This window comes from Nocardia sp. 852002-20019_SCH5090214, assembly GCF_001665865.1.
Classification (GTDB): Bacteria; Actinomycetota; Actinomycetes; order Mycobacteriales; family Mycobacteriaceae; genus Nocardia; species Nocardia nova.
In genome coordinates, this window is the sequence record NZ_LZMK01000364.1 from 57966 (window position 1) to 84348 (window position 26383).

19 protein-coding genes and 1 riboswitch are annotated in these 26383 nt (G+C 67.4%); of the genes, 14 read left to right on the forward strand and 5 right to left on the reverse strand.

Going from position 1 to position 26383, the window contains the following annotated elements; genetic code table 11:
* Nucleotides 1-181 precede the first annotated feature (181 nt).
* Nucleotides 182-2554, forward strand: coding sequence for a lysylphosphatidylglycerol synthase transmembrane domain-containing protein (locus A5780_RS27965; protein ID WP_064910216.1), 2373 nt, complete (start codon nt 182-184; stop codon nt 2552-2554).
* A 157-nt stretch (nt 2555-2711) separates the two neighbouring features.
* Here the strand turns inward: A5780_RS27965 and fadD5 are convergent, their stop codons facing one another.
* Complete coding sequence (gene fadD5 / locus A5780_RS27970) at nt 2712-4277, reverse strand: fatty-acid--CoA ligase FadD5 (RefSeq protein WP_063014344.1); 1566 nt, start codon at nt 4275-4277, stop codon at nt 2712-2714.
* Nucleotides 4278-4694: 417 nt separating this feature from the next.
* On the opposite strand from fadD5, the gene A5780_RS27975 reads away from it, so the two are divergent.
* The 4 genes from A5780_RS27975 to A5780_RS27990 all read left to right on the forward strand — a co-directional run bounded on the left by A5780_RS27975 (nt 4695) and on the right by A5780_RS27990 (nt 13088).
* Nucleotides 4695-5666, forward strand: a complete 972-nt coding sequence (locus tag A5780_RS27975; RefSeq protein WP_030514128.1) for a nitronate monooxygenase family protein — start codon at nt 4695-4697, stop codon at nt 5664-5666.
* 233 nt (nt 5667-5899) lie between these two features.
* A complete protein-coding gene (locus A5780_RS27980) occupies nt 5900-6151 on the forward strand; it encodes an acyl carrier protein (protein ID WP_063014346.1) in 252 nt (83 codons plus the stop codon).
* Nucleotides 6148-11361, forward strand: coding sequence for a type I polyketide synthase (locus A5780_RS27985; RefSeq protein WP_064910246.1), 5214 nt, complete (start codon nt 6148-6150; stop codon nt 11359-11361). The genes A5780_RS27980 and A5780_RS27985 overlap by 4 nt, the downstream gene beginning before the upstream one ends.
* Nucleotides 11358-13088, forward strand: coding sequence for a fatty acyl-AMP ligase (locus A5780_RS27990; RefSeq protein WP_064910248.1), 1731 nt, complete (start codon nt 11358-11360; stop codon nt 13086-13088). The genes A5780_RS27985 and A5780_RS27990 overlap by 4 nt, the downstream gene beginning before the upstream one ends.
* Here the strand turns inward: A5780_RS27990 and A5780_RS27995 are convergent.
* The 3 genes from A5780_RS27995 to A5780_RS28005 all read right to left on the reverse strand — a co-directional run bounded on the left by A5780_RS27995 (nt 13065) and on the right by A5780_RS28005 (nt 14921).
* Nucleotides 13065-13451 carry an RNA-binding S4 domain-containing protein gene (locus A5780_RS27995; protein ID WP_063014350.1) on the reverse strand — a complete coding sequence of 129 codons (387 nt, stop codon included), beginning with the start codon at nt 13449-13451 and terminating at the stop codon, nt 13065-13067. The genes A5780_RS27990 and A5780_RS27995 overlap by 24 nt on opposite strands.
* Before the next feature lie 61 nt (nt 13452-13512).
* Complete coding sequence (locus A5780_RS42890) at nt 13513-14190, reverse strand: C40 family peptidase (RefSeq protein ID WP_063905996.1); 678 nt, start codon at nt 14188-14190, stop codon at nt 13513-13515.
* A gap of 18 nt (nt 14191-14208) precedes the next feature.
* A riboswitch (cyclic di-AMP (ydaO/yuaA leader) is annotated at nt 14209-14373 on the reverse strand.
* Nucleotides 14374-14636: 263 nt separating this feature from the next.
* Nucleotides 14637-14921 carry a hypothetical protein gene (locus A5780_RS28005; protein WP_063014352.1) on the reverse strand — a complete coding sequence of 95 codons (285 nt, stop codon included), beginning with the start codon at nt 14919-14921 and terminating at the stop codon, nt 14637-14639.
* Nucleotides 14922-15085: 164 nt separating this feature from the next.
* On the opposite strand from A5780_RS28005, the gene A5780_RS28010 reads away from it, so the two are divergent.
* Together A5780_RS28010 and A5780_RS28015 are read left to right on the forward strand one after the other, a co-directional pair.
* Nucleotides 15086-16270 carry an ATP-binding protein gene (locus A5780_RS28010; protein WP_030514121.1) on the forward strand — a complete coding sequence of 395 codons (1185 nt, stop codon included), beginning with the start codon at nt 15086-15088 and terminating at the stop codon, nt 16268-16270.
* Between the two features lie 95 nt (nt 16271-16365).
* Complete coding sequence (locus A5780_RS28015) at nt 16366-18321, forward strand: acyl-CoA dehydrogenase family protein (protein WP_063014354.1); 1956 nt, start codon at nt 16366-16368, stop codon at nt 18319-18321.
* Between the two features lie 72 nt (nt 18322-18393).
* Here A5780_RS28015 and A5780_RS28020 read toward each other — a convergent pair whose 3' ends face one another.
* Nucleotides 18394-19524, reverse strand: coding sequence for an epoxide hydrolase family protein (locus A5780_RS28020; RefSeq protein ID WP_064910287.1), 1131 nt, complete (start codon nt 19522-19524; stop codon nt 18394-18396).
* Nucleotides 19525-19773: 249 nt separating this feature from the next.
* On the opposite strand from A5780_RS28020, the gene A5780_RS28025 reads away from it, so the two are divergent.
* The 7 genes from A5780_RS28025 to A5780_RS28060 all read left to right on the forward strand — a co-directional run bounded on the left by A5780_RS28025 (nt 19774) and on the right by A5780_RS28060 (nt 26356).
* The gene (locus A5780_RS28025; protein WP_082976769.1) at nt 19774-20790 is read left to right on the forward strand and encodes an alpha/beta fold hydrolase; all 1017 of its coding nucleotides are present in this window, start codon (nt 19774-19776) and stop codon (nt 20788-20790) included.
* A gap of 169 nt (nt 20791-20959) precedes the next feature.
* Entirely contained in the window at nt 20960-21250 is a 291-nt protein-coding gene (locus tag A5780_RS28030; protein ID WP_030514117.1) for a hypothetical protein, read from the forward strand.
* Between the two features lie 306 nt (nt 21251-21556).
* On the forward strand, nt 21557-22387 hold the full coding sequence (locus tag A5780_RS28035; protein ID WP_062966449.1) for a hypothetical protein: 831 nt from the start codon (nt 21557-21559) through the stop codon (nt 22385-22387).
* Between the two features lie 60 nt (nt 22388-22447).
* The gene (locus tag A5780_RS28040; protein WP_063014356.1) at nt 22448-24388 is read left to right on the forward strand and encodes a fumarate reductase/succinate dehydrogenase flavoprotein subunit; all 1941 of its coding nucleotides are present in this window, start codon (nt 22448-22450) and stop codon (nt 24386-24388) included.
* A 2-nt stretch (nt 24389-24390) separates the two neighbouring features.
* Nucleotides 24391-25137 (forward strand): succinate dehydrogenase/fumarate reductase iron-sulfur subunit, encoded by a 747-nt coding sequence (locus tag A5780_RS28045; protein ID WP_063014358.1) that lies wholly within the window; start codon nt 24391-24393, stop codon nt 25135-25137.
* Between the two features lie 764 nt (nt 25138-25901).
* On the forward strand, nt 25902-26105 hold the full coding sequence (locus tag A5780_RS28055) for a hypothetical protein (RefSeq protein ID WP_063014360.1): 204 nt from the start codon (nt 25902-25904) through the stop codon (nt 26103-26105).
* Nucleotides 26102-26356 (forward strand): hypothetical protein, encoded by a 255-nt coding sequence (locus tag A5780_RS28060; protein ID WP_063014362.1) that lies wholly within the window; start codon nt 26102-26104, stop codon nt 26354-26356. Before A5780_RS28055 ends, A5780_RS28060 begins: the two co-directional genes overlap by 4 nt.
* The last annotated feature ends 27 nt before the right edge of the window (nt 26357-26383 follow it).

Genomic DNA, 26383 nt, shown 5'->3' on the forward strand with positions numbered 1-26383 from the left:
ATCCGGACGCGGAGCAGCCACCCGAGTTCGGTCGGCTCGTGTGGAGTACGCGCACGCCCACCTGGGCGAACCCGGGGAACGGCGTGTTGCCGACGGGCGCTCGGACGGCCTCCTGCATACTCACACCCGAGCCGACCCAGGGACCGACGCAGCTCCCTCGATCCGAAAGTTTCGATACGACATGCGAGTAGACGGGCGGGAGATCCCCGTCTCCGGCAGTCTGCTGCAGCCGCGGATCAGGCGGACCAGCGACATCATTCGCGTGGTGTTGTCCGCCCTGCTGGTGGCGGTGGTGGTCGCCGGATCGCTCATCACCCGGCCGCGCTGGGAAGCCCTGGAGCGATCGGTCTCCGACATCGTCGGCTTCCTCACGCCCGAACAGTCCAACCTGGTCTATCTGCTCTACGGCATCGCGATTCTGGCATTGCCCTTCGCGATTCTCGTTCGCCTGATCTTCCGGATGCAATGGAAACTGCTCAGCGGCTACGTCACCGCGGGCCTGATCGCGGTCCTGGCGCTGTCCATCACCGAATCCGGAATCTCGGCGCCGCAGTGGCATCTGGCGGTGCCACGCCAGCTCGACACGTTCCTGTCGCAATTTCTCGACGATCCGCGCTGGATCGCGATGCTGGCCGCCGGATTGACCGTGGCCAGTCCCTGGCTGCCGGCATCCTGGCGACGGTTGTGGTGGGCGCTGTTGATCGCGTTCGTGCCGCTGCACCTGTTCGTGAGTCTGGTGGTGCCCTCGCGGGCGATGTTCGGGCTCGCGGTGGGCTGGTTCGTCGGTGCGGTGATCGTCCTGCTGGTCGGCACTCCGGCCTTGGAGGTGCCGCTGGAGGCCGCCGTCCGGGTGCTGGCCGGCCGCGGATACACCGTCACCGGATTCACCGTGCTGCGCCCGGCCGGTCCCGGACCGCTGCTGCTGAGCGCCGACACCGGGCCGCATCGCCAGCTGATCGTGGAGATGTACGGACAGAATCAGCGCAGCTGGGGAATGTTGCGGCAGGTCCGGCGCTGGCTGACCTTCCGCAGCAGCGAACGCACCCCCGCCTTCGCCTCGATGCGCCGCGCGGTCGAGCATCGCGCACTGATGGGTATCGCGCTCGGCGATCTGGGACTGGCCAGCAACAAACCGCTGACGGTGGCCGCGCTGAGCCGCGGCTGGACCCTGTACGCGCACACCGCGCCCCGGGGCCGGCAGCTGGCCCCCGGCGACAGTGAGGTGGTGCTGACCAACGTCTGGCGGTCACTGCAGAACATGCATCGCGCCCAGATCACCCACGGCGATCTGCGAGTCGAGGAAATCCGCATCGCCGAGGGGCGGGTGCTGTTCGGCGGCTTCATGGCGGCGGAATTCGGCGCCTTCGACTCCCGCTTCTCCGCCGATATCGCGCAGCTGTTGCTCACCACGAGTTCCCTGTTCGGGGCGGAAACGGTGGTGGCCACCGCCATGCACGTGCTGGGGGAACAGGCGGTGCTCGACGCCTCGCGCCGGCTCACCAAGAACGGAATCGGCACCCAGGTCCGCAAATCGGTGCCCGACAGCGGTGAACTGATGAAAACGGTCCGCGCCCAAGTACTCCAGCAGACCGGTAAGGATCGGATCGAGGCCGCGCGGATCACCCGCTACTCGCGCAACCAGATCGTGCAGCTGGTGCTGCTGATCGCGCTGGTGTACGTGGCCTACCCGTTCATCAGCCAGGTGCCGACCTTCTTCACCGAACTGCGCACCGCGAACTGGTGGTGGGCGCTGCTGGGGTTGACGATCTCGGCCGCCACCTATGTCGGCGCGGCGATGGCGCTGTGGGGATGTGCCGGGACCTCGGTGAATTTCCGCAAGCTGCTGGGCATGCAGGTCGCCAACACCTTCGCCGCGACCACCACGCCCGCCGGGGTCGGCGGGCTGGCGCTGAGCGTGCGATTCCTGCAGAAGAGCGGCCTGGGCACGGTGAAGGCGACCGCGGCGGTGGCACTGAACCAGGCGGTGCAGGTGATCACGCACGTGGTGCTGCTGATCGTCTTCAGCGTGGCCGCCGGTGTCTCGGCGAACCTGGAACATTTCGTGCCGAGTGCGACCGTGCTGTATCTGCTGGCCGGTGGTCTGCTGGGCGCGGTCGGTGCGGCCATGTTCGTGCCGACGGTGCGACGCTGGCTGCGCAACGAGGTGCGACCGCAGCTGGCGGAGGTGGTCGCGGAACTGCGCACGCTCTCGCGTGAACCGAAACGGCTGCTGATGATCGTCGGCGGCTGCGCGACCACCACGCTCGGCGCGGCGGGCGCGCTGTGGGCGGCCATCGAAGCATTCGGCGGCGCAACGACATTCGTGACCGTGACGGTCGTGACGATGATCGGCGGGACGCTGGCCTCGGCCGCGCCCACGCCACCGGGCGTGGGCGCGGTGGAGGCGGCGCTGATCGGTGGTCTGGCCGCCTTCGGCGTGCCCGCGGCGATCGGCGTGCCGGCCGTTCTGCTGTACCGGGTACTGACCTGCTGGCTGCCGGTCTTCTGCGGCTGGCCGCTGATGAACTGGCTCACCAGGCACGACATGATCTGAGCCGCACGCCGATTCGCACCGGTCGCGGAGCGAAACGCCCGCCCACGGGGCCGATACCGCGACGAGCCGCCGAGTGTCGACTCGGCGGCTCGTTCACGACCGGATATGCGGCGCAGGCCTGTTCTCGGCCGTGCCGGGCATATCCTTTGTCCGAAGGTCAGCCCGCGTATTCCTTGCGCAGCTGCACCTTCACCACCTTGCCGCTGGCATTGCGCGGCAGCTCCGGCACGATCACCAGATCCTTCGGATGCTTGTACCGGGCCAGGTTCTCGTTGAGGAACGGGGTCAGCTCCTCGAGGGTCAGCGTTTCGCCGTCGAGCAGCGCGACCACGGCCACCGGCACCTCGCCCCACTTCTCGTGGGCCCGGCCGACCACCGCGGCCTCGTGGATCTTCGGATGCGCGAACAGCACATTCTCCACTTCGGCACAGTAGATGTTCTCGCCGCCGGAGATGATCATGTCCTTCTTGCGGTCGACCACCCAGACGAAGCCCTCCTCGTCCTGGCGAACCAGGTCACCGGAGTGGAACCAGCCGCCGGCGAAGGCTTCCGCGGTCGCCTCGGGCTTGTTCCAATAGCCCTGCATCATGGTCGGCCCGCGGTAGACGATCTCGCCGATCTCGCCCGGCGCGACATCGTTCATCTCGTCGTCGACGACGCGGCTCTGGATGGTCGGGATGGGCTTACCGACCGAGCCCAGTTTGCGCAGCGCGTCCTTGCCCTCGAGTACGCAGGTGATCGGCGACATCTCGGTCTGGCCGAAGACCGCGACGTTCTGCGCGTTCGGGAAGCATTCGGCCATCGCCCGCAGCACGGTCTCCGAGGCGGGCGCCGCTCCCCAGCTCAACGTCTCCAACGCCAGCTTGCGCTCCTTGACCGTCGGATCCTCGCAGATCAGCTGCCACTGCGCGGGGACACAGAAGGCGGTGGTGGCCTGTTCTGCCTCGATGGCGTCGAGGAATTCGGTCGCGTTGAACGCGCCGAGCGGATGCAACACGGTCTTGGAGCCGAGCATGAACGCCGGGGCGAGGGAGCCCAGTCCGGCGATGTGGAACAGCGGCGAGGTGCAGAAGCCGATGCTGTCGGGGGTGGCGTTCATCGCCCGAATGCAGGTCAGCGCCTGGGCATTCAGATTCTCGTAGGACAGGATCGCGCCCTTCGGGCTGCCGGTGGTGCCCGAGGTGTACATGATCAACGCCGGAGTGTCCTCCGGAATGTCCTGCGGCACATGGGGTTCGCCGGTCTCGGCGAGGAAGTCGTCGTAGCCGATGACGCCCTCGCCCGTGGTGCCGCCGATGACGACGCAGGTATGCAGCGCCTCGCTCTGCGCCATCACACCGGTGGCCAGCGGCTGCAGCAGCGAGTCGGTGACGATCGCCGCGGCCCCCGAATCGGCCACGATGTAGGCGACCTCGGGCGGGGTGAGCCGGAAGTTCACCGGTACCGCGATCGCGCCCAGCGCGTTGATGCCGAACACGGCCTCCAGGTACTCGGTGTAGTTGAGCGCCAGAATCAGCACCCGGTCGCCGAAACCGACACCGCGCCGAGCCAGAGCATCGGCGAATTTCAGTGACCGCTCGTGCAGTTGTTTCCAGGTGGTGTCCTGCCCGCGGAACCGGATCGCCACCGCGTCCGGGCGCATCAGCGCATGCGTGGCGAGCTGGTTGTTCCAGTGGTTTCGACGCGACCGGATCGGTTCGTCGGTCTGGACACCGGTGGTCATGCAGGAACTCCTCTCGGACCGTCGGAGTTCGCCACCGAATGGGCCCGGCGGCGTCGACGGCTGAACCAACAGCGAGAATAGCAACTAACTTTTTGCCGTGACAAGGGTTACATACGAGAATCCCGGTTCACAGAACATTCGCACGAACGCGCCAACTCATGGCTATAACCTGGGTCTTTGGCTGAGTTCACAGTGACCTCAGTTCGCGATCCTTCGAGACTTTCGGAGCAAACTGCCGCTCACATCCTGTTGTCTCCGACGCGGTCGCCATGCCAGTATCGAGCCATCCGGGCAGGCCCGGCTCGCACGCGGCCAGGCACCCGAGGGGCGGCAGTCTGTGCACACACCGGCATCGAGGGGTGCCGGAGATGCCGGGCGCGTCGCCCCGAGTCGTACCGCGGCCAGGAGGACAACCAGATGTTGCGCACCAGATTCACCGAGATGTTCGGTATCGAACACCCGATCGTGCAGGGCGGCATGATGCACGTCGGCCGCGCCGAACTCGTGGCGGCGGTCGCCAACGCCGGGGCGCTCGGTTTCATCACCGCGCTCACCCAGCCGACCCCCGACGATCTGCGGCGCGAGATCGAGCGCACCCGGCAGCTCACCGACAAGCCGTTCGGCGTCAACGTCACCATCCTGCCGTCGATCAATCCGCCGCCGTACCAGGAATACGTTCAGGCGATCATCGAATCGGGCGTGAAGATCGTCGAGACCGCAGGCAGCAACCCGGAGCCGTTCCTGCCCTACTACAAGGAAGCCGGAATCAAGGTGCTGCACAAGTGCACCAGCGTCCGGCACGCGCTCAAGGCGCAGAAGATCGGCGTCGACGGCGTGAGCATCGACGGTTTCGAATGCGCCGGCCACCCGGGTGAGGACGACGTGCCCGGCCTGATCCTGATCCCGGCCGCCACCAAGGCGCTCGACATCCCGGTCATCGCGTCGGGTGGTTTCGCCGACGCCCGCGGCCTGGTCGCGGCGCTGGCTCTGGGCGCCGACGGCATCAACATGGGCACCCGCTTCCTGTGCACCGAGGAGTCCCCGGTGCATCGGAAGGTGAAGGAACAGATCGTCGCCCACACCGAGCGTGACACCCAGCTGATCTTCCGCACCATGCACAACACCGCCCGGGTCGCCGACAACGAGATCAGCCGCAAGGTGGTCGAAATCGAGGCCGCCGGAGGCAAATTCGAGGATGTGCGCGATCTGGTCGCCGGAGCCCGCGGCCGCCGCGTCTTCGACGAGGGCGACCTGGACGCCGGCATCTGGTCGGCCGGACAGGTGCAGGGTCTGATCGACGACATTCCCACCTGCGCCGAGCTGATCTCGCGCATCGTGGACGAGGCCGAGACGCTGATCAACGCGCGACTGGGTTCGCTGGTCGTCTGATTCGGCGTGCGGGGCGAGCCGCGACCGGCATGGGACGCGGCTCGTCTCGTCACTCTCGCCCCTGTGGCCTCAGCTGTCTCGACCTCTTCACCGGGCCCCGACTTGTCGGCATAATCGCTGGGGAACCTGCACTATGCGGGACACCCGCACCCGGTCGGCACTGTGAGCCGCTGCGCGAATCGCGCTCACATGCCACCCGACCGTCGTGCGACGGCGCCGGATACGGGGAGGACATGGCGGTGGGGCAGCGGGAACGGATCGGCACCTCGGCGGACGCGGCGGTAGCCGCCGTCGCGCACATGCTGGGCGCCGCACCCGAATCTGTCTCCACCACAGTGCCTTTCACCGATCTGGGCCTGAGCTCCGCGCAGCTCGCCCGCCTCGCGGGCGTGCTGGAAGATGCTCTGGGCGTGGAGATCTCGCTCACCGAGCTCTACGACAACCCGGATATCGAGCGGCTCGTCGACCATCTCGAGCGCCGATGACAGCCGCCACGCCACCGATATCGATCATCGGTATCGGATGCCGAGTACCGGGCGCTTCCGGCGTGAACGAATTGTGGCGCTTGCTGATCGAGAGCCGCAGCGGAGTCGGCGACCCGCCGCCGGGGCGCGACGGCGCGGGCCGCGGCGGCTATCTGGATTCGATCACGGAATTCGACAACGACCGCTTCTCGATCTCCGATCGCGAAGCGGCCCTGATGGATCCGCAACAGCGGCTGGCGCTGGAGGTCGCGGTCGAAGCGATCGACGATGCCGGAGTCGGCTATCGGCTGAGCGGGTCGGACACGGCGGTTCTCTTCGGCGCCTGCGGTTTCGACCACGGAGCGGTCGTCCTCGGCAGCGGCGGGCAGGACGCACCCTACGCGGTGACCGGGTCCGCGCTGAGCATCATCGCCAATCGGATCTCGTACGCACTGGATCTGCACGGATCGAGTGTGGTCCTCGACAGCGCGTGTTCGTCCTCGCTCGCGGCGGTGGACCTCGCCGTGCGGTTGCTGGCCGACGACGCCGTACCGTACGCCATCGTCGGCGGCGTGAATCTCGCGCTGCTGCCGCACACTTCGCAGTACCTCGAACAGGGTGGCTTCCTCGCCGCTGACGGGCGGTGCAAGCCGTTCGACGCGGCCGCCGACGGATACGTTCGCGGCGATGGGGCGACCGTGCTGGTATTGCAGCGCACGGCCGACGCGCAGCGTGAGGGCAACCGGTGCTACGCCGAGATCGCCGGCGCCGCAGTGGGTTCCGACGGCCGCTCGAACGGTCTCTACGCCCCGAACGGGCGCGCGCAACAACAGGTGATCCGCACAGCGTGGGCACGCGCCGGCCTGGATGCCCGCTCCGCCGGATACTTCGAATGTCACGGCACCGGAACACCGGTCGGCGATGCGGTGGAGATCGAGGCGCTGGCCACCGTACTCGATGCGCCGGGCGGCGCGGTGAAACCGTATGTCGGATCGATCAAATCGAATATCGGCCATCTGGAGGCGGCGGCCGGGGTGACCGGGCTGGCCAAAGTGGCGCTGTGCCTGCACCACGGAACCATCGTGCCCACCATCAACTTTCAGCGCGAGAATCCGCTGCTGCGGTTGTCCGAACGCGGGCTCCGGGTGCCGGGTGAAGTGGTCGGCTGGCCCACGGATTCCGGCATGCCGCGATGCGCGGGCGTCAGTTCGTTCGGATTCGGCGGCACCAATGCGCATGTGGTCCTGCGGGAGGTGGAGCCGGGACCGGTGCGCGAGGCGCGGCCTCCGGTGCTCATCGGCCTCACCGGTCGCGACGAGGACGAACTGCGTGACACCGCGACCGTTCTGGCCGGCGGCGAGATGTCGCTGTCCACCCTGGCCGCAACCGGACGCGCACTGCCCCAACCGGTTCGGGCCGCGATCGTGGCGGACGAGCCCGACGATGCAGGCGACGCACTGCGCGCGGTGGCGAGCGGCTCCCGTTCGCCGGCCCTGCTCGGCGTCGGTGGGCGACGGCGCGGACGAGTGCTTTTCCTGTTCTCCGGACAAGGTGGTCAGCATGCGCACATGGGGCGCGAGCTGGCGGCCCGGTATCCCGAATACGCCCGGGCGGCAGCCGAAACGGCCGACGCCGTGGCGAATGCGGGCGGGCCGCGAGTGTGGACGCCCCGGCACGGCTTCGCCGACAGCGTCGGCGCCACCGAGACGGTGCAACCGGCGCTGTTCGTCTACCAGGTGGCGCTGGCCCGGTTGCTCGCGGCGTGGGGAATCGAGCCGGATGCGGTGGCCGGGCACAGCCTCGGCGAAATCGCGGCCGCGGTGATCGCGGGCGCCCTGTCCCTCGACGATGCCGCGCATCTGGTCACCGTGCGCTCACGGGCGCTGGGGCGGCTGGCCGGGCAGGGCATGATGGCGCTGCTCGAGGCGACGCCGGATCAAGCGCGGCGGCTGGTCGAGCCCTTGCGCGCGGAGGTCGCGGTGGCGGCGGTGAACGGGCCCCGGGCGGTGGTGGTCTCCGGGACCACGCGATACATGGAGACATTGCTGCGGCGAGCGCGGCGGCGGCAGTACTACGTACGACCCGTGCCGGTGGATTTCGCCGCGCACAGCCCGCAGGTTCGCGCGCTCGCCGACGAATTCACCACCGCGCTGCGAGCGCCGGTGCCGCGGGCCCCCCGCGTGCCGGTGTTCTCGACGGCACGATCCGGCCGGGTGATCGATTCCGCCGCGATGGATACCGACTATTGGATCGACAACCTCTGTGGCACCGTCGATCTGGACGCGGCCGTCGAATCCGCCGTGGGCCGGGGCTACACCTCGGTCGTGGAAATATCACCGCATCCGGTGCTGGCGCCGGCCGTGCGCGACTATCCCGAACTGGCCGACGCGGTCTTCTCGGCCGCGCATCGCGACGGCGAGGTCACCGCCCTGCTCCGCACGGTCGGCGCCATGTATCTGCGAGGGCGTGATGTCGATTGGTCGATCCAGGGCGCGACGGCCGGTCCTGCGGTCGAACGGCGTTGGCGGCGAAAAACTTTCCCGTTGCTCACCCGGACCGCGACCGATCCCGGCCGCGAACGACTGGACGATCACGTGGTGAACGGTGTGCCGACCGTGCCCGCCGCGTATTGGATTCGGCGCCTGCTGGATTCGGTTCCCGGACCGATCCGGCTGGCCGACTTCGCGGTTCACGAACGCACGGACATCGCGGATCTCGCCGCGGTCGGCTACCGCAGCGGATCGGATCTGCGCGTACTGCTGGGGCCGGTGTCGCTGGCCTCGGCGCGGGCGGAGACCGCCGCCTCGCCCGCCGACATTCTCGGGTGGATGCGTACGGTGGACGACCATCGCATCTCCGCCACGACAGCGGACGAACTCGATATCGACGAGTTCTATACGTCCTTGCGCACCCGTGGACTCGACTACGGTCCGCGCTTCCGGACGCTAACCGCCGTGCGTGCCGGAAACCGCGGCGCCGTCGGAGTTTTCGATTCGATCCCGCTGACCACGGCCGCGCTCGACGGCTGCTTACAGCTGATCGCCGCCGCCGGCCGGGAAATCCTGCCCGCGGCCGGGCTCGCGGTACCGGTAGCCATCGGGTCCGTATGGCTTTCCGATGCGCCCCGTGTACTGCTGACCGAGGCGCACGCGTTCGTGCGCGGGCACGAGCCGGGCGGGCTGCTGTGCGACGTCATCGCGGTGGACCAGGACGATGCCCCGGCAGTGGCACTGCTCGACGTGCGAATCACATTCGCGGACAAGGCTTTCGACTCCCGGCAAGCGGCGAGAGATCCGTCCGGGCACACGGTCGTCTACCGGCCGCCCGGAAACGCCGGCTTCGACGGCGACCGTCCCGACGCTGCCACCGATGACGGTCTGTACGCCCAACCCCGGATGACTCGTGCGGCGGTGCCGGACGATGCGCCGCGCGAACGCGCGAGTGCCGGTGTTGTTTCCGGAGTCGCCACCGGCTCGGGAATGAACCTGCTTCTCGAGCGCACCGCCGGGCGCGGACGAGCCGAGTACGACGCGACGGTCGCCACGGCACCGGAGTGGGCGAACTCCGTACTGCGCGAGGAACAGTGGATTGCTGTGCCGTTCTCCGCGGACGCCGCGCGGGCGGTGCACCCGACCGTCGAGCGGGCGTCGGTCGTCGGAGAATCGCGCCTCGCGAAGTCGATCGCCCGCGCGCTGGACCGCCACCTCCCCGCCGAGCGGATCGCCCGCGAGCCCGGCGAGTCGACGGCCTTGGCGGCAGCGGCACAAGGACGGGCGCCCACAGCCGTGGTGCTGGTCTGGGCGGAAGCACTCTCGGTGCCTCGGCACGACGCGTTCGGCCCGGGAACCGACACGAGTCCGGTCGTCCCCGCACTAGAGCGAGCCTTGCGCGTCCTGCAGCAGGTGATCGCCGCGGAAACGACGGCGAGCCTCACCGTGGTGCTGCGGGATCCGGCATCCGTCGAACACAATGCTGTCGCCGCGCTGGTCCGGACCCTGCAGCTGGAATCCGGCCGACCGGTGCGCCTGATCTGGTCCGACGAATCGGGCGCCGACATCGTGCGCGAGCTCGTGCTCGACTCGCGGGGGCCGGCGGAAGTGCGCGTGGAAGGTGCGCGGACGCTGATGCGGCGGTTCCGGCGACTCGGCGGAGCGGGCTCCGGGGTCCCGATCTGTGCCGACGGCACCTACGTGGTCACCGGCGGGCTCGGCGCGCTGGGGGCCGCCGCGGTGCGGTGGCTGCTCGAGCAGGGAGCACGCGATGTGGTCGTCCTGACCCGGCGTCCGCGACCGCTGCCGCCGCTGCTCGACGGCGCCGAGGACCGCGTGGTGGTCGTGCGCTGTGATGTCGCCGATCGCGCGGACCTGGCCAACGCCCTCGACGACATCCGAGCGTGCGGATCGACGATCCGAGGTCTGGTGCATTCCGCCGGTGTGCTGCACGACGCCGAATTCGACCGCGTGACAGGCGAATCTCTGGCCTTGCACTTCGAACCGAAAACGACCGCGGCCGTCTCGCTGCTCGAACTGACGGCGAGCGACCCGGTCGACTTCACCCTCCTGTTCTCCTCCGCCACCGGTCTGTTCGGGGCACCCGGACAGGCCGCGTACGCCGCCGCCAACGCGGCAGTGGATGCGCTCGCGCACGGCGCCACCGGCCGATCGGTGACCAGCATCGCCTGGGGCAGCTGGGACGCCGGGCTCGCCCGCTCCGCCGGAGGCGCCGCACATCTGCGGACCGCCGGCATCACCCCTTTCGATGCCGCTCGCGGCATGTCCGTGCTGTCCGCGATTCTCGGCCGCCCGCAGGCGGTGGTGCTCGCGCTGGACTACACGCCCACCGACGACCCGGGACCGGTCGCGGCCAGACTGCGCGAGGCGCTGGCTCCCGCGAGTTCGCTCGGGGCCGATTTGCCGGGTGGACGCTCGCCGGGCTCGGCAAACACTGCGGCCGACAGACGTCTGTCCCTAGTTGCCGACGCGGGCGAGGATGTACAGCGAATCGTGCGCGCCACGGTCGCGAACGTACTGTCGCGAGACGTCGAATTCGTCGATCCCGAAGCCGATTTCGCGACACTGAATCTGTCCTCGCTGCTGGCCATAGATCTGCGACGCCGTCTGGAGCACCGGCTGGGAATCCGGATCGCCACCGCCGAGCTGTTCGACAACCCCTCTGTCACGGCGTTGTCGGCCGCGTTGGCGCTTCGAATGCCGCGCCAGGAGCGACGATGATCAACCGCTTGGCGGCGACCGTCGCGGACCGGGCAGCGAAAACACCGGACGATCCGGCCTTCACCGCGCTGTCGTACCCGGGCGGCCAGCGTACGGCGGCCACCGTCACAGTGTCCGAATTACACAGTGCGGCAGGCGCATTGGCCGAGCGGCTTCGCGAGCGGACATCGCCCGGTGATCGTGTCGCGATCCTGTGCGAGCACGGTCTCGACTATGTCGTCGCCTTTCTCGCCTGCCTCTACAGCGCCCGCACCGCGGTTCCGTTGTTTCCGATGGCGATGCGCCGCAATGCCGAACGGCTACGGACGATCCTCGTCGACGCCGAGCCGCGTCTGAGCCTCGTCTCGCCACGCTTGCCGACCGGCACGCCCGAATGTCCGGATGCCGACGCCATGCCGTACGGCGAACTCCTGACGGCGGATGTGCATGCCGGCACCGGCGACGTCCGAGTGGATCCGGCCGGCGCGCATCCCGCCTATCTCCAGTACACCTCCGGCTCCACCATTTCGCCTGCGGGAGTGTGCATCACCCACGCCAATCTCGCGGCGGCACTCGATCAGTTGCGTACGGCTCTGGCACCGGCCGACGACCGTCCGATGGTCACCTGGCTGCCGTTCTTCCACGATATGGGCCTGGTTTTCGCCCTGTCGCTGCCGCTGTATCTGGGCGTTCATGCGATCACGATGCCACCGGCCGACTTCGCCAAACGGCCGATCCGATGGTTGCGCGCCTGCAGCGACTATCGCGCCGCCGCGACCGCCAGCCCGAATTTCGGTCTGGCACTGGCCGTTTCGGGCACAACGGCGGCGGAGCGCGACGGTCTCGATCTGTCCTCGCTGGATCTGCTGCTCAACGGGGCCGAACCGATCCGCGCCACCGCTCTGGACGCCTTCACTCGCACCTTCGCCCCGTACGGATTCCGTCACCGGGCCCACACCGCGGGATACGGCCTGGCCGAGGCAACCCTTCCGGTGACCATCTCGCGCCCGGAGGCGGAACCGGTATGCGTCGACTTCGACCGCGCCGCCCTGAGCTCGGGCCGGGCGACCGTCGCGTCCGCGCGCCACGACGGTATCGCGCTGGTCGACTGCGGCCGTCCCGCCGGGCAAACCGTGCGCATCGTCGATCCCGTGACGGGCATACCATGCGACGACGGTGCCGTCGGTGAGATATGGGTGCGCGGTCCGAATGTCGGCGCGGGATATGCGGGGCTGCGTGAGCGGACCGCGGACACCTTCGGCGCGGTATTGCCCGGACAGTCCGGAACGTGGCTGCGCACCGGAGATCTCGGTTTCATCCACGACGAGGGGCTCTACATCGCGGGCCGCCTGCGCGACACGATCGTCATCGATGGCCGCAACCATTTCCCCGCCGATATCGAAGCCACCGCCGCCGACTCCGTGCCCGAACTGCGTCCCGGGCATATCGCGGCGTTCGGTGTCGATACCGGTGAACGCGAGGACCTCGTGGTCGTCGCCGAGGTGGTGAGCCCACCGGCCGCCGCGAGCGATATCGGCCGGCGGGTACGGGCCGCGGTGGCGACCGTGCACGGCATCGCACCGGCGGACGTGCTGTTGTTACCGCGCGGCGCGATTCCGAAGACCTCGAGCGGAAAGGTGCGCCGGGGCGAATGCCGCACCCGCTATCGGGCAGGGGAGTTCAGCGAGGAATTCGGCACCGACGCGGGCGCCCTCCGCGCGAACTCAGGTCGAATCCCGGCCGAGTAGCCGATCGGTTTCGCGGCGTTCGCGCTTGGTGGGGCGTCCGGCGCCGCGGTCGCGCTTGGGCATCGCGGCGACGATTTCCGGTGCGGGTGGCGGAGGGCTCTTGTCGATATAGCATTGCGTCGCGATCGAAGCGCCGACGCGTTTCACGACCGGTCGGACCACGACGACGATGCGTTCGGCCCCGGCATTGCGGACCCGCACCTCATCACCGGGCTTGATCTGTTGAGCGGGTTTGACCGTCGTGCCGTTGACACGCACATGACCGCCGCGGCACGCGGTGGCTGCGGCGGATCGCGTTTTGAACAGCCGGACAGCCCAGATCCAGGAGTCGACCCGAGCTGTAGCTGGTTGTGCCTGTTCCAGTTTCGCTCCTCACAGTAGGCCCGGCGGGTCACCGCCGGGCCGTGCTGTCGAGCGAAAACGACTAGGCGACGCGGCGTGCGGTGACGATCGAGTCGGGGTCCAGATGCGCGTAGCTGACGGTCTCACCCGACTGCGGCGCCTGGAGAATCTTGCCATCCCCGGCGTACATGGACACGTGGCCGCCACCGTTCTGGATGACGAGGTCGCCCGGCTTCAGGTCCTGGAAGGCGACCGGCTTGCCGACGTGCGACTGTTCGAAGCTGGTACGCGGCAGCTGAATTCCGGCCTGCTTGTACGCCCACTGCACCAGACCGGAGCAGTCGAAGTTCGAAGGACCGGAAGCGCCCCACACGTAGTCGGCGCCGATCTTGCTGCGCGCAGCGTCGAGCGCGACGTCACCGACGCCGTGCTGCTGCTGCGGCTGGCCGAACATGCCACTCATCGGGTTCTGCGCGGCGTTGGGGATGCTGGGCGCGATCGCCTGCGAGCTCAGCGCCTGCTGAACTCCCTTGATCTGATCCGCGTGATCGGCGAGCACCTGGTTCGCCTGGCTGACTTGCTGGTCGAAATCCGAACCCAGCGGAACGTCGAAGTTGCCGACGCCGGGAACGTTGATTGTGGCCGCCATGGCCGGAATCGCCGGAATCGCACCGGTTGTGGCCGCTACTGCGCCGCAGACCAGCGCACCCTTGACGGAATTCGGCAGCCGAGATTCCCGTTGCAGACTGTGTTTACCCACCGAGCTGAGTCTCCTGTTTCTTCCTTGCCCACGCGCCGACCGGGTTAGCTGACGGGTTCGGACCGGGAAGATTCGGCCCTACCCCATCGACCTTGCGACCGAAGAGGATTCACCCCAGTAACCTGGGTCCCCGGTTCAGCGATCGAGCTGCCCACTCGACTGCTGATTAGGCGGTGACTCAGCGGGCCGCCCCTCTAATGAAGCGACATACTCCGCGAAGTCACGAAGAGATTACGACGGCTCGGTGTTGTTGTCCACCCCACACGACGGCGTGTCTGCCCGCGTGTCGCCAAAACGCCAGGACCACCCCCGATTACAGCCCGACGAATCCATCTGCTATGGAGATCACGGCGCGGTATCCACGGCTCTGCCCTCGTTATCGAAACGAGTCGCCCGGGGCGTTACATCCGTGGCATTTCGTCGGCGGCATTAGATCGGCGGCCGATTCACGCCTCACCGTGCGGACGGACCGCCCGCTCGAGTTCCGCGATGCGTCCTCGCGCGTCCGCCAGTTCTGTTTCCAGCCGACCCAGCGCGATCACGAGCGGACCGACCGCCAGATCCGCCACCAGTTGCGGATCGTCGTACCCCTGCGCGATCGCGTGCAGGATGTTGTCGCGAATCTGCCGGGCGACGCTCGCTCCGGCCGGCACGTCCCAGGACCCGACGACCTCGGCCACCGTGGGGTTCGGCCGATCGCCGGACTGCTGATCTTCCGAATCGGTGGACATGACCCCTCCTGCGGACATTTCGGACCTCGATCAGCCACCAGCGTAGAGAGCCCCTCGCGCCCGGTCATCCCCGCACAGCGGCTGCCATTCGCTCGGATAGCGCAATCTAGGACATCCCCTATATATCCCGAGATTTCGGTGCGAACGCGCTACGGTGTCGGGGCATGGACCCCGTGCGGAATCCGTATGCCCCGGGCGCCGGCCAGCGCCCGCCCGAACTCGCCGGGCGCGACAAACAGCTCGACGCGTTCGACATCGTGCTCGAACGCATCTCGCGCGGGCGTCCCGAACGCAGTGTGATGCTCACCGGCCTACGCGGCGTGGGAAAGACCGTGCTGCTCAACCAACTTCGGTCCACGGCCCGCTCGCGCGGCTGGGGGACCGGCAAACTGGAGGCTCGCCCGGATCAGGAATTGCGGCGACCGCTGGCATCGGCGCTGCATATGGCGGTGCGCCAGATCGCGGTCGCCCACCGCAATCCCGAGATGGTCGACGATTTCCTGGGCATCCTCAAGGCCTTCGCCCTGCGCGCGACCGCCGACAAGGGGATGCGGGAACGCTGGCAGCCCGGTATCGACGTCCCGGCCGTCACCGGGCGCGCGGACTCCGGTGACATCGAGATCGATCTGGTGGAGTTGCTGCTGGAGGCCGCCCAGCTCGCCCGAGATATCGGCGTAGGCATCGCCGTGTTCATCGACGAGATGCAGGATCTGGGACCGGCCGATATCTCCGCGATCTGCGGCGCCTGCCACGAATTGAGCCAGGAGACAGCGCCGTTGATCGTGGTGGGCGCGGGCCTGCCACATCTGCCGGCCGTTCTCTCGGCCTCCAAGAGCTATTCCGAGCGCCTTTTCGGCTACCACCGTATCGACCGACTCGATCGCGATTCCGCGGACCGCGCGCTGATCGCCCCCGCCGAGCGCGAGGCGGTGGAGTTCACCGAGGAGGCCCTGAAAGCCCTGTACGACAAGGCGGATGGGTACCCCTATTTCGTCCAGGCCTACGGTAAGGCCACGTGGGATGTGGCCGCCCGCAGCCCGATCGGCGCCGAGGATGTGGAACTGGCCGCCCCCGCGGCCGAGGAGGAGTTGGCGGTCGGATTCTTCGGCTCCCGCTATGAACGGGCAACTCCGGCCGAGCGCGAGTACATGCGGGCGATGGCCGATCTGGCCGGCGACGACGGGCCGGTGCCGACCGCGGCGGTCGCCCAGGAGCTGGGCCGCAAACCCGCGTCGTTGTCTCCGGCCCGGGACGGACTCATCAAGAAGGGGCTGATCTACTCCGCCGAGCGGGGCACCATCGGCTTCACGGTGCCGCATTTCGGGCGGTACCTGCGCGGCGTGCAGTAATTCTTCGACCGCCGATTTCGCCGGAGGCCTACCGGCGGGTAACCAAGCCTTCTACACTCAAATGTGATCCTGATCACGTTTCGAGGGAGGGTCCCATGGCGACAGCCGCGAAAGTTCACGCCACCGAAGAGCAGGCCCGCGCACTGGTCGAGGAGTCGCGCGAAAGTACCTGGGCCAAACCGTCGTTCGCCAAGCAGATGTTCCTCGGCCGGTTCCGGCTCGACCTGATTCATCCGTATCCACAGCCGGCTCCCGACGACGCGGCGCGGACCGAGGCCTACCTGGAACGGCTGCGGGCCTTCTGCGAGACGCTGGACGGGTCGGTCATCGAGGCCGAATCGAAGATCCCCGACGACTACGTTCGCGGCCTGGCCGAACTCGGCTGCTTCGGACTCAAGATCCCGCCGGAATACGGCGGGCAGGGCCTGTCGCAGGTCGGCTACAACCGGGCGCTGATGCTGGTCGGCTCGGTACACGCGAGCCTGGGCGTGCTGCTGTCGGCGCATCAGTCGATCGGCGTGCCGGAACCGCTGAAGTTGGCCGGCACCGAGGAACAGAAGCGCGAATTCCTGCCCCGATGCGCGCGGGGCGCGGTCAGCGCCTTCCTGCTGACCGAACCGGACGTCGGATCCGATCCCGCCCGGATGGCGAGTACCGCGACCCCGACCGCCGACGGCGAGGCCTACGAACTCGACGGAGTGAAGTTGTGGACGACCAACGGTGTGGTCGCCGAACTGCTGGTGGTGATGGCGCGGGTGCCGAAGGGGCCCGGACATCGCGGCGGGATATCCGCCTTCGTGGTGGAGGCCGACACCCCCGGCATCACCGTCGAGCGCCGCAACGCCTTCATGGGTCTGCACGGGATCGAGAACGGTGTGACCCGCATGCACAAGGTCCGGGTGCCGGCGCGCAATCTGATCGGTCGCGAGGGCGACGGCCTGAAGATCGCGCTGACCACACTCAATGCCGGACGGCTGGCGATTCCCGCGCTGTGCACCGCGGCGGCGAAGTGGTCGCTCAAGATCAGCCGCGGCTGGTCGGCGGCGCGCGTGCAGTGGGGCCGCCCGGTCGGTGAGCACGCGGCGGTCGCGTCGAAGATATCCTTCGTCGCCGCAACCGCTTTCGCGCTGGAGGCGGTGCTCGAGCTGTCCGGGACGATGTGCGACGAGGCGCGCAACGACATCCGCATCGAAGCCGCACTGGCCAAACTGTGGGCCTCCGAGATGAGCTGTCGCATAGCCGACGAGCTGGTGCAGATACGCGGCGGGCGCGGCTACGAGACCGCCGCCTCCCTGCGCAGCCGGGGTGAGCGGGCGGTGCCGGCCGAACAACTGGTGCGCGATCTGCGAATCAATCGGATCTTCGAAGGCTCCAGCGAGATCATGCGGCTGCTGATCGCCCGGGAGATGGCCGATGCGCACATGGCCGCCGCGGGCGCACTCGTGGACCGTCATGCGGCGTTGAAGGACAAGGCCACCGCAGCGGTCGGGGCGAGTGGCTTCTACGCGAAGTGGTTCCCGCAGTTGGCGGTCGGCCGTGGCACCCTCCCTGCCGGATATACCGAATTCGGCCCGCTGGCAACACATCTGCGCTTCGTCGAGCGCATGTCGCGCAAGCAGGCGCGCGAACTGATGTACGCGATGGCGCGCTGGCAGGCGAAACTCGAATACCGGCAGGGGTTCCTGGGCCGTCTCGTGGATATCGGCGCGGAGCTGTTCGCCATGTCGGCGGCCTGTGTTCGGGCGCAGGCCATGCGCGCCGAGGACAGCCGGGACGCGGCCGCGGCGACGGAACTGGCCGATACCTTCTGCCGCCAGTCCCGGTTGCGGGTCGAGGCCGCCTTCGCCGCGCTCTGGGACAACACCGACGACGCCGACACCGCGCTGACTCGGCAGGTGCTCGAGGGCCGCTACGAATGGCTGGAATCGGGCGTGCTCGACCCGAGCGAGGGCACCGGCCCGTGGATCGCGGAATGGGAATTCGGGCCGTCCACCGAGCACAATCTGCTCACCCCGTTCCTGCCGTCCACGCGCGCGGCGGCCGACGCGTAGCGATCCATCGGGAAATCTAGGGCTGTCTAGCTTTAACGATCGAGAGCCTTAGATTTCCCGATGAAACGTCGCTCAGCCGAGATTGCCGAAGAAGGTGCGCAGGTCCGCCGCATATGCCCGCGGTTGATCCATCGCGATGAAATGGTGCCCGGGCGGATTGCCCTCGGGCCAGTGCACGATCTTCGCGGTGCGCTCCGCGAGCCGCCGGATACCCGGCGCACCGCTGTACACCCCGGTCGGGACCTGCGCCGAACCGGTGGGCCAGGCGAAGCCGCTGCTGTCGTAATACGACCACGCGGAGGTGCCGAAACTCTGAGTGAACCAGTAGATGCTCACGGTGGTCAGCAGCGCATCGCGGTCGATCGCCGCCTCGAGCGAGCCGGCGGCGCTGAATTCGGTGTACTTCTGCACCATCCAGGCCAGTGCGGCGGCGGGTGAATCGTTCCATCCGATCGAGAAGGTCTGCGGCGCCGCACGCAGCAGGCCGTGATGATCCACGCCGTTGACCCAGTCCGCCGCCATCATCGCCTCGTAACCGGCCCGTTCCGCGTCGGTCAGGATCGGGAGATCGGCCTCGGTGGGAAAGCCCGGACCGGCGGTGAGGTAGAGCCCGGCCACCCGGTCCGGCGCTGCCTCGGCCATCGCGGTGCCCACGTAGGTGCCGAGATCTCCGCCCTGGACGCCGTACCGCTCGTAGCCGAGCCGGCGCATCAGCTCCACCCACATCCGTCCGACGCGCTCGGTGCTCCACCCGGTTTCGGCAGGCGCCGCCGAGAATCCGTATCCCGGCACCGACGGTACGACCACGTGGAAGGCCCGCGCGGGATCGCCACCGTGCGCCCGGGGATCGACGAGAAGATCGACGAGATCGGCGAATTCGGTGAAGGTGTTGGGCCAGCCGTGGTTGAGGACCAGGGGCAGCGCCTCGGGTTCGGGCGAGCGCACATGCAGGAAATGCACATCGAGACCGTCGATCTCGGTGCGGTATTGCGGGAACCGATTGAGCCGGGATTCCTCTGCCCGCCAGTCGTATTCGGTGCGCCAGTACTCGGCCAGCTCGCGGAGCCGAGCCACCGGGACACCCCGGCTGCCGGCCGCGCCGGGCAATTGCGGCGCCCACCGCGTCCGGGCGAGGCGTTCGTGCAGATCATCGACGTCGGACTGCGGCATATCGATGCGGAAGCTGCGGATCTCTGCGCTCATGAACGCCACGCTATGGGCGGTATAGGCCAGATTCCGTCCTAGTACGGCGGGAAGGTCTCGATGCCTTTCTACGGCTGTCTACAGAAGTCGGTAGATACGCGAAGATTCTCCCGATCACCGCCCCGCCGGATCGTCGGCGTCCCAGCGGCAGCAATTGTGCAACTTCTGCATAACACCAGGTTAGAGCGGTTAACGCGACGGCAATCAATGACGACATCCGGGCAGGAACGGACTCTGCAGGAGGACGTCATGTCCACGACGATCGCCACCCGCGTCACCGTCTGCGCCGACGACGGCACCCCGCTGGCCGCCTGGACCTTCGGCCCGGCCACGGCCTCGGTGACGGTGGTCTTCGTCCACGGTCACTGCCTGCGGACCGAATCCTGGTGGTTCCTGCGGGATGAACTGCTGCGGCAATGGGGCTCGGACACCCGGATGGTGTTCTACGACCACCGCGGTCACGGCGATTCCGCCGGCGCCGATCCCGCGACCTACACCATCGACCAGCTGGGCCACGATCTCGACGCGGTCCTGCGCGCGGTCGCGCCGACCGGTCCGGTGGTTCTGGTCGGCCATTCCATGGGTGCGATGGTGGTCCTGGCCTACGCTCGCCTGTTCCCGGCCACGATCGGCACCCGCGTGGTCGGCGTCGGGCTGATCGCCGGAGCGGCCGCCGGTATCACCGCGGTGGGGCTGGGCCGATTGCTCAACCGGCACACCGTGACGTCACTGCGGGTCGCGGTACAGCGGGCGCCGCGGGCGCTACAGGTCTCGAAGCGATTGGGGCGCCGCGTTTTCGAGCCGATGGTGCGCGAAGCGAGTTTCGGCTCGCGGCGGGTGAATCCACGCATGGCCGCTCTCGCCACCGCGATGCTCAACGACACCCCACTGCCCACCATGGCCTACTTCCTCGATTCGCTCATCCGCTTCGACGAGACGCCGACGCTGCGACTGCTGTCCGATCTTCCGGCCCTGGTCCTCGGTGGATCGGCCGACATCATGATTCCGTTCGCGCATTCGGTGGTACTCGCCGCGCAACTCGGCCGTTCGGAACTGGTGCGGCTCGACGGCGCCGGGCACAGCGTGATCCTGGAACGCGCGGAGGACGTGGCCGTGGCCGTCGCGGCACTCGTGGACCGCGCGCTCGGGACGTCGGCCGGGACCTCCGAGAGCCGTCCGGCCGTCACGGCCGTACTTCCGGTTCTCGCACCTCTCGGCGAGTTGGAGCCGCCCTCGGTGACGGTGACCCTGCCGGCCGCCGGATGAGACTCAGATCCAGCGCAGGTGACGAGATCTTTTTCCATGGGCGACGAGCCAGAACGCAAATGATCACGTAATGTGTTGTAGATCACGATGTGCGGTCCGTCACAGGTTTGATCTTGCCCTCGGGCGAGATCCGAGCCGGTGATCGGCCCGGAAGCACCAGGAGGTTTCGATGACACGCAGTGAGATCGCTGAACTGCGCTTCGCAGTCGGACAGCTCCGGCAATGCGTCGGCGCGTTGCGCACCCATTACGGAGATGCCAATTCGGTCCGCCGGCTGGAGAACGATCTCGAACGACTCACCATCGATGCCGAGGAGTTCGAACACACCCCACCACCCGAGGTGGACAGCCGCCGCCAGCAGGAGGTCATCTACGTGCCGGACAGCAAGTCCGACGAGGCGGCATGGATGGGCGCGCAGGACGAAGGCCTCGGCTTCCATTCGCGGCCGCGCACCAAGTAACCGAACATTCACCAGCAGCACGGGCCGTCGCGGCGGCTGTCCATTCCGCCGTGACGGCGCTGCGGCCCGTCGGTTCCCACCCCACCGTATTCGCGAAGAAGGTCTGAAGTAGCTCGTCATTCACTCGTTGCACCGCCGCCGTCGCGCGCCCAGAGAATGTGGCGCAAATCATAGGACGGGGCGGCGATAGATCTTGCCTGGACCGGCCTCGAGTCATAGCCCGGTTGTCGTATGGTGCTCAGCATCACATTCGACGCCGGAGGTAACGATGACGTTCCACGGGGTAGACCAGCGAGGCAGCTTGCAGTGAGCGCAGCACCGACACGCGCCCCCGAGGCGGGCACGGGAGTTTTCAGCAAAGGCCGGGCGGCCATTTCCACACGCACTCTGCGTACCGACCGATGGTGGGTCCCCCCACTGCTCACGGTGCTCGGACTGGCCGCATTCATCATCTACGCAACCGTGAGAGCCTTTGTGCGATCGGCATATTGGGTCTCCGACTACCACTATCTGACGCCGTTCTACTCACCGTGCGTGAGTACCTCGTGCGTCGAAGGTTCGAGCCACTTCGGGCACTGGGTCGGCGACCTGCCGATGTGGATTCCGCTCGGTTTCCTGGTGCTGCCGTTCCTTCTGCTGTTCCGGTTGACCTGCTACTACTACCGCAAGGCCTACTACCGCGCGGTGTGGTTCTCGCCGCCGGCCTGCGCGGTCGCCGAACCGCACGGCAAATACACCGGTGAGACGCGGCTTCCGCTGATCATCCAGAACGTGCACCGCTACTTCTTCTATGTCGCGGTCGTCGTGTCGGTGGTCAACACCTACGACGCGGTCATGGCGTTCCACGGCAAGGACGGCGGCTTCGGCTTCGGCCTGGGCAACATCGTCCTGGTGGTGAACGTCGTTCTGCTGTGGGCATATACGATCTCGTGCCACTCCTGCCGGCATATCACCGGCGGCCGTCTCAAACACTTCTCCGCCCATCCGGTGCGCTACTGGATGTGGACGCAGGTGTCGAAGTTGAACACACGGCACATGCAGCTGGCGTGGACCACGCTGGCCACCCTGGCGATCACCGACTTCTACATCATGCTGGTCGCCAGCGGGACCATCTCCGATCCGCGTTTCGTCGGCTGATTCCGGTGACAGATAACGCCATAGAGCCCAATTCCTCAGTGTCCCAGGAGTATTCGTTTCATGCCTGAAGTCGAACGGCACAAGTACGACGTCGTCGTGATCGGTGCCGGTGGCGCCGGCCTGCGTGCGGTGATCGAGGCGCGCGAACACGGTCTGTCGGTGGCGGTGGTGTGTAAATCGTTGTTCGGCAAGGCCCATACGGTCATGGCCGAAGGCGGTTGCGCCGCCTCGATGGGCAATGCCAACGAGAAGGACAACTGGCAGACGCATTTCCGCGACACCATGCGCGGCGGAAAATTCCTCAACAACTGGCGCATGGCCGAACTGCACGCTCAGGAAGCGCCCGACCGGGTGTGGGAGCTGGAGACCTACGGTGCGCTGTTCGACCGGACGCCCGACGGGCGGATCAGTCAGCGCAACTTCGGCGGGCACACCTATCCCCGCCTCGCCCACGTCGGCGACCGCACCGGCCTCGAGATCATCCGCACCATGCAGCAGAAGATCGTCTCGCTGCAGCAGGAGGACTATGCCGCGACCGGCGACTACGAGGCTCGGATCAAGGTGTTCGCCGAATGCACGATCACCGATCTGCTGAAGGACGGCGATGCCATCTCCGGTGCCTTCGGGTACTGGCGGGAGTCGGGGCGGTTCGTCCTGTTCGAGACTCCCGCGGTCGTCCTGGCCACCGGCGGGGTGGGCAAGTCCTACAAGGTCACCTCGAATTCGTGGGAGTACACCGGCGACGGCCACGCGCTCGCACTGCGCGCCGGCGCCTCGCTGATCAATATGGAATTCCTGCAGTTCCATCCGACCGGCATGGTCTGGCCGCCGAGTGTGAAGGGCATTCTGGTCACCGAGGGTGTGCGCGGTGACGGTGGCGTGCTCAAGAACACCGAGGGCAAGCGCTTCATGTTCGAGTACATCCCGGCGGTGTTCAAGGGGCAGTACGCCGAGACCGAGGACGAAGCCGATCAGTGGTTGCGCGACAACGATTCCGCGCGCCGCACCCCGGACCTGCTGCCCCGGGACGAGGTGGCTCGCGCGATCAACGAAGAGGTCAAGGCCGGGCGCGGCACCCAGCACGGCGGGGTGTACCTCGACATCGCCTCCAGGCTGCCGGCCGCGGAGATCATGCGGCGGCTGCCGTCGATGCATCACCAGTTCAAAGAGCTGGCCGATGTCGACATCACGAAGGAGCCGATGGAGGTCGGGCCGACCTGCCACTACGTGATGGGCGGAATCGAGGTCGATCCCGATACCGGCGCGGCCACCGTGCCCGGATTGTTCGCCGCCGGTGAATGTTCGGGCGGTATGCACGGATCCAACCGCCTCGGCGGCAACTCGCTGTCGGACCTGCTGGTCTTCGGTCGACGCGCCGGCTTGGGCGCGGCCACCTACGTCGAACAGCTGGCACAGCGGCCGGCGGTCGCCGACGCCGATATCGACGCGGCCGCGAAATCCGCACTGGCGCCCTTCGATCCGCCGACCACGGGGACCGGAGAAAATCCGTACACCCTGCACACCGATCTGCAGCAGACGATGAACGACCTGGTCGGCATCATCCGCAAGGAGCACGAGCTGGAACAGGCCATCGTGCGCCTGGGTGAATTGCGGGAGCGCTACGACGGCGTGACCGTCGAGGGCCACCGGCAGTTCAATCCCGGCTGGCATCTCGCACTCGATCTGCGAAACATGTTGCTGGTCAGCGAATGTGTCGCGCAGGCCGCGCTGCTGCGCACCGAGAGCCGGGGTGGTCACACCCGCGACGACCATCCGCAGATGGATCCGCAGTGGCGCAATCGGTTGCTGGTGTGCCGGACCGATCCGGACGGTGTCGGCCAGACCGTGCCGCCGGTGGTGGTCACCTCGGAGGATCAGAAGCCGATGCGACCGGACCTGCTCGCCCTGTTCGAGTTGAGCGAGCTGGAGAAGTATTACACCCCGGCGGAGACCGCCGCTCATCCCGCGGCCGCCGAATCATCCGCGAAAGGGGATGAGTAGCAATGGGTTACGATGCCCACTTCCGCGTATGGCGCGGTGACGACGACAAGGGCGAACTGCAGGACTACACCGTCGAGGTGAACGAGGGCGAGGTCGTCCTCGACATCATTCATCGGTTGCAGGCCACCCAGGCCCCGGATCTGGCGGTGCGCTGGAACTGCAAGGCCGGCAAGTGTGGTTCCTGTTCGGCGGAGGTGAACGGCCGGCCGCGTCTGATGTGTATGACCCGAATGTCGACCTTCGCCGCCGACGAGGTGGTGACGGTGACCCCGTTGCGCACCTTCCCGGTAATTCGCGATCTGGTGACCGATGTGTCGTTCAACTATCAGAAGGCCAGGGAAATACCGTCTTTCACTCCGCCGGCCGATCTGAAGCCGGGCGACTACCGCATGCAGCAGCGGGATGTGGAACGCTCGCAGGAGTTCCGCAAGTGCATCGAATGCTTCCTGTGCCAGAACGTTTGTCACGTCGTGCGCGACCACGAGGACAACAAGAACGCCTTCGCCGGGCCGCGCTATCTGATGCGGGTGGCCGAGTTGGAGATGCATCCGCTGGATGTGGCGGACCGGCGCGAGATGGCGCAGGAGGAGTTCGGACTCGGCTTCTGCAACATCACCAAGTGCTGCACGGAGGTGTGCCCGGAGCACATCAAGATCACCGACAACGCCCTCATCCCGATGAAGGAAAGAGTTGCGGATCGCAAATACGATCCGATCGTCTGGCTGGGTAACAAATTGTTCCGGCGATAAATCTACGGCGGAATCGGAGAAGAATTTCTTCGCCGATTCCGCCGTTTCTCACTTTGTTCGAATAACGGTAACCACGTAGCCGGTCGGTTCGCCGACCGGCTACAGCATTGTCACCACACCGATCGCGACTACCGCGACCAGCGCTCCTACCAGCAGTGACGAGAGCATGGCACCGGTCAGTACGTACACCCCGACAGCCGATACCACGAACAACATTCCGACGATAAGGTGTTCTACCCAGTCACCCGGAAGCAGTTTGCGGTACCGAGGTGAGGTATTTCTCAGCCCGCGATCCATGTAGTTCTGATTACCCGAACGGGCCCGGGGTAAACATAGATTCGTTGCGAAACGGGTGTGGTTTCGTGATCTGCCGGCAAATATTCGGGGCGCGCATCCCCGGCGGCGGCGCGGCGGCATGCCCGGAGTGTTCGCAGGTGGCGACGCTCGGACGGATGCGAAAAGTCCTTTTCTCCCAAGCTGATTCGGTGCTGGCGGTTCGCTGAGAATCGGACGGGATCGGCGATTCTGCCCCGCGCAGCGACGATCTGATGGATGCTGAGAGTGTGCTCGCAGCGGGGCCCCGGAGTCGGCTCGCCGGGCACAGTCGGGTATCGCATGCAGGAACGAGGAGTCATGGCTGTTCATGTCATCGGGTCGTCGTTGATGACCAGCGAACTTTCGTCCGCTTCGACCGGCCGCGCCGCGACCGGACCACAGGATCCACCAGCTCCACCGCGCCGCCGGTTCGCGGCGGGGGTGTCCGAATGCAACTGACGAATCTGCACCTGCCGGTCGCCGGACTGCTGCGCTGCGGCGCCGATCCGGGCATCATGACCGTCGAACAAGCCCACGCCGCAATGCAACTGCACCTCGACTGCACCGTCGATACGTGCGTGGTCAGGCGGCGGGCGCGGGCGGTGCTGGTCGAACAGGGCCGCTGCGTCCTCGACGATCGGGCCATCCCGTGACCGCGTTCGCCGGGGGAGGCGCCCGGCATGCCGCCCACCGGCACGCACGGCACCGGGTCGACGGCGGCCACCGCGCGGCGGTCTATCTCCCGGACACCCGGCCGCTACCCGTGGGCGGCGGCGCCCACCGCCCACGCCATGCCCGCCGCAGCGGACCGGATCTGTACGACCGCATCGTTCTCGCGATTGCCGGTTGGCTGCTGGCGATCCGGATCGCATTCGTCGGGGAGCACGTGATCGACGAGGTCTAGTGGCGCGCGCCGGACGCTCGGGGATGA

Coding starts and splice junctions, on each gene's coding strand:
- A5780_RS27965 (WP_064910216.1), top strand. CDS start 182: ATGCGAGTAGACGGGCGGGAGATCCCCGTCTCCGGCAGTCTGCTGCAG.
- fadD5 (WP_063014344.1), bottom strand. CDS start 4,277: ATGACCACCGGTGTCCAGACCGACGAACCGATCCGGTCGCGTCGAAAC.
- A5780_RS27975 (WP_030514128.1), top strand. CDS start 4,695: ATGTTGCGCACCAGATTCACCGAGATGTTCGGTATCGAACACCCGATC.
- A5780_RS27980 (WP_063014346.1), top strand. CDS start 5,900: ATGGCGGTGGGGCAGCGGGAACGGATCGGCACCTCGGCGGACGCGGCG.
- A5780_RS27985 (WP_064910246.1), top strand. CDS start 6,148: ATGACAGCCGCCACGCCACCGATATCGATCATCGGTATCGGATGCCGA.
- A5780_RS27990 (WP_064910248.1), top strand. CDS start 11,358: ATGATCAACCGCTTGGCGGCGACCGTCGCGGACCGGGCAGCGAAAACA.
- A5780_RS28005 (WP_063014352.1), bottom strand. CDS start 14,921: ATGTCCACCGATTCGGAAGATCAGCAGTCCGGCGATCGGCCGAACCCC.
- A5780_RS28010 (WP_030514121.1), top strand. CDS start 15,086: ATGGACCCCGTGCGGAATCCGTATGCCCCGGGCGCCGGCCAGCGCCCG.
- A5780_RS28015 (WP_063014354.1), top strand. CDS start 16,366: ATGGCGACAGCCGCGAAAGTTCACGCCACCGAAGAGCAGGCCCGCGCA.
- A5780_RS28020 (WP_064910287.1), bottom strand. CDS start 19,524: ATGAGCGCAGAGATCCGCAGCTTCCGCATCGATATGCCGCAGTCCGAC.
- A5780_RS28025 (WP_082976769.1), top strand. CDS start 19,774: ATGTCCACGACGATCGCCACCCGCGTCACCGTCTGCGCCGACGACGGC.
- A5780_RS28030 (WP_030514117.1), top strand. CDS start 20,960: ATGACACGCAGTGAGATCGCTGAACTGCGCTTCGCAGTCGGACAGCTC.
- A5780_RS28040 (WP_063014356.1), top strand. CDS start 22,448: ATGCCTGAAGTCGAACGGCACAAGTACGACGTCGTCGTGATCGGTGCC.
- A5780_RS28045 (WP_063014358.1), top strand. CDS start 24,391: ATGGGTTACGATGCCCACTTCCGCGTATGGCGCGGTGACGACGACAAG.
- A5780_RS28055 (WP_063014360.1), top strand. CDS start 25,902: ATGCAACTGACGAATCTGCACCTGCCGGTCGCCGGACTGCTGCGCTGC.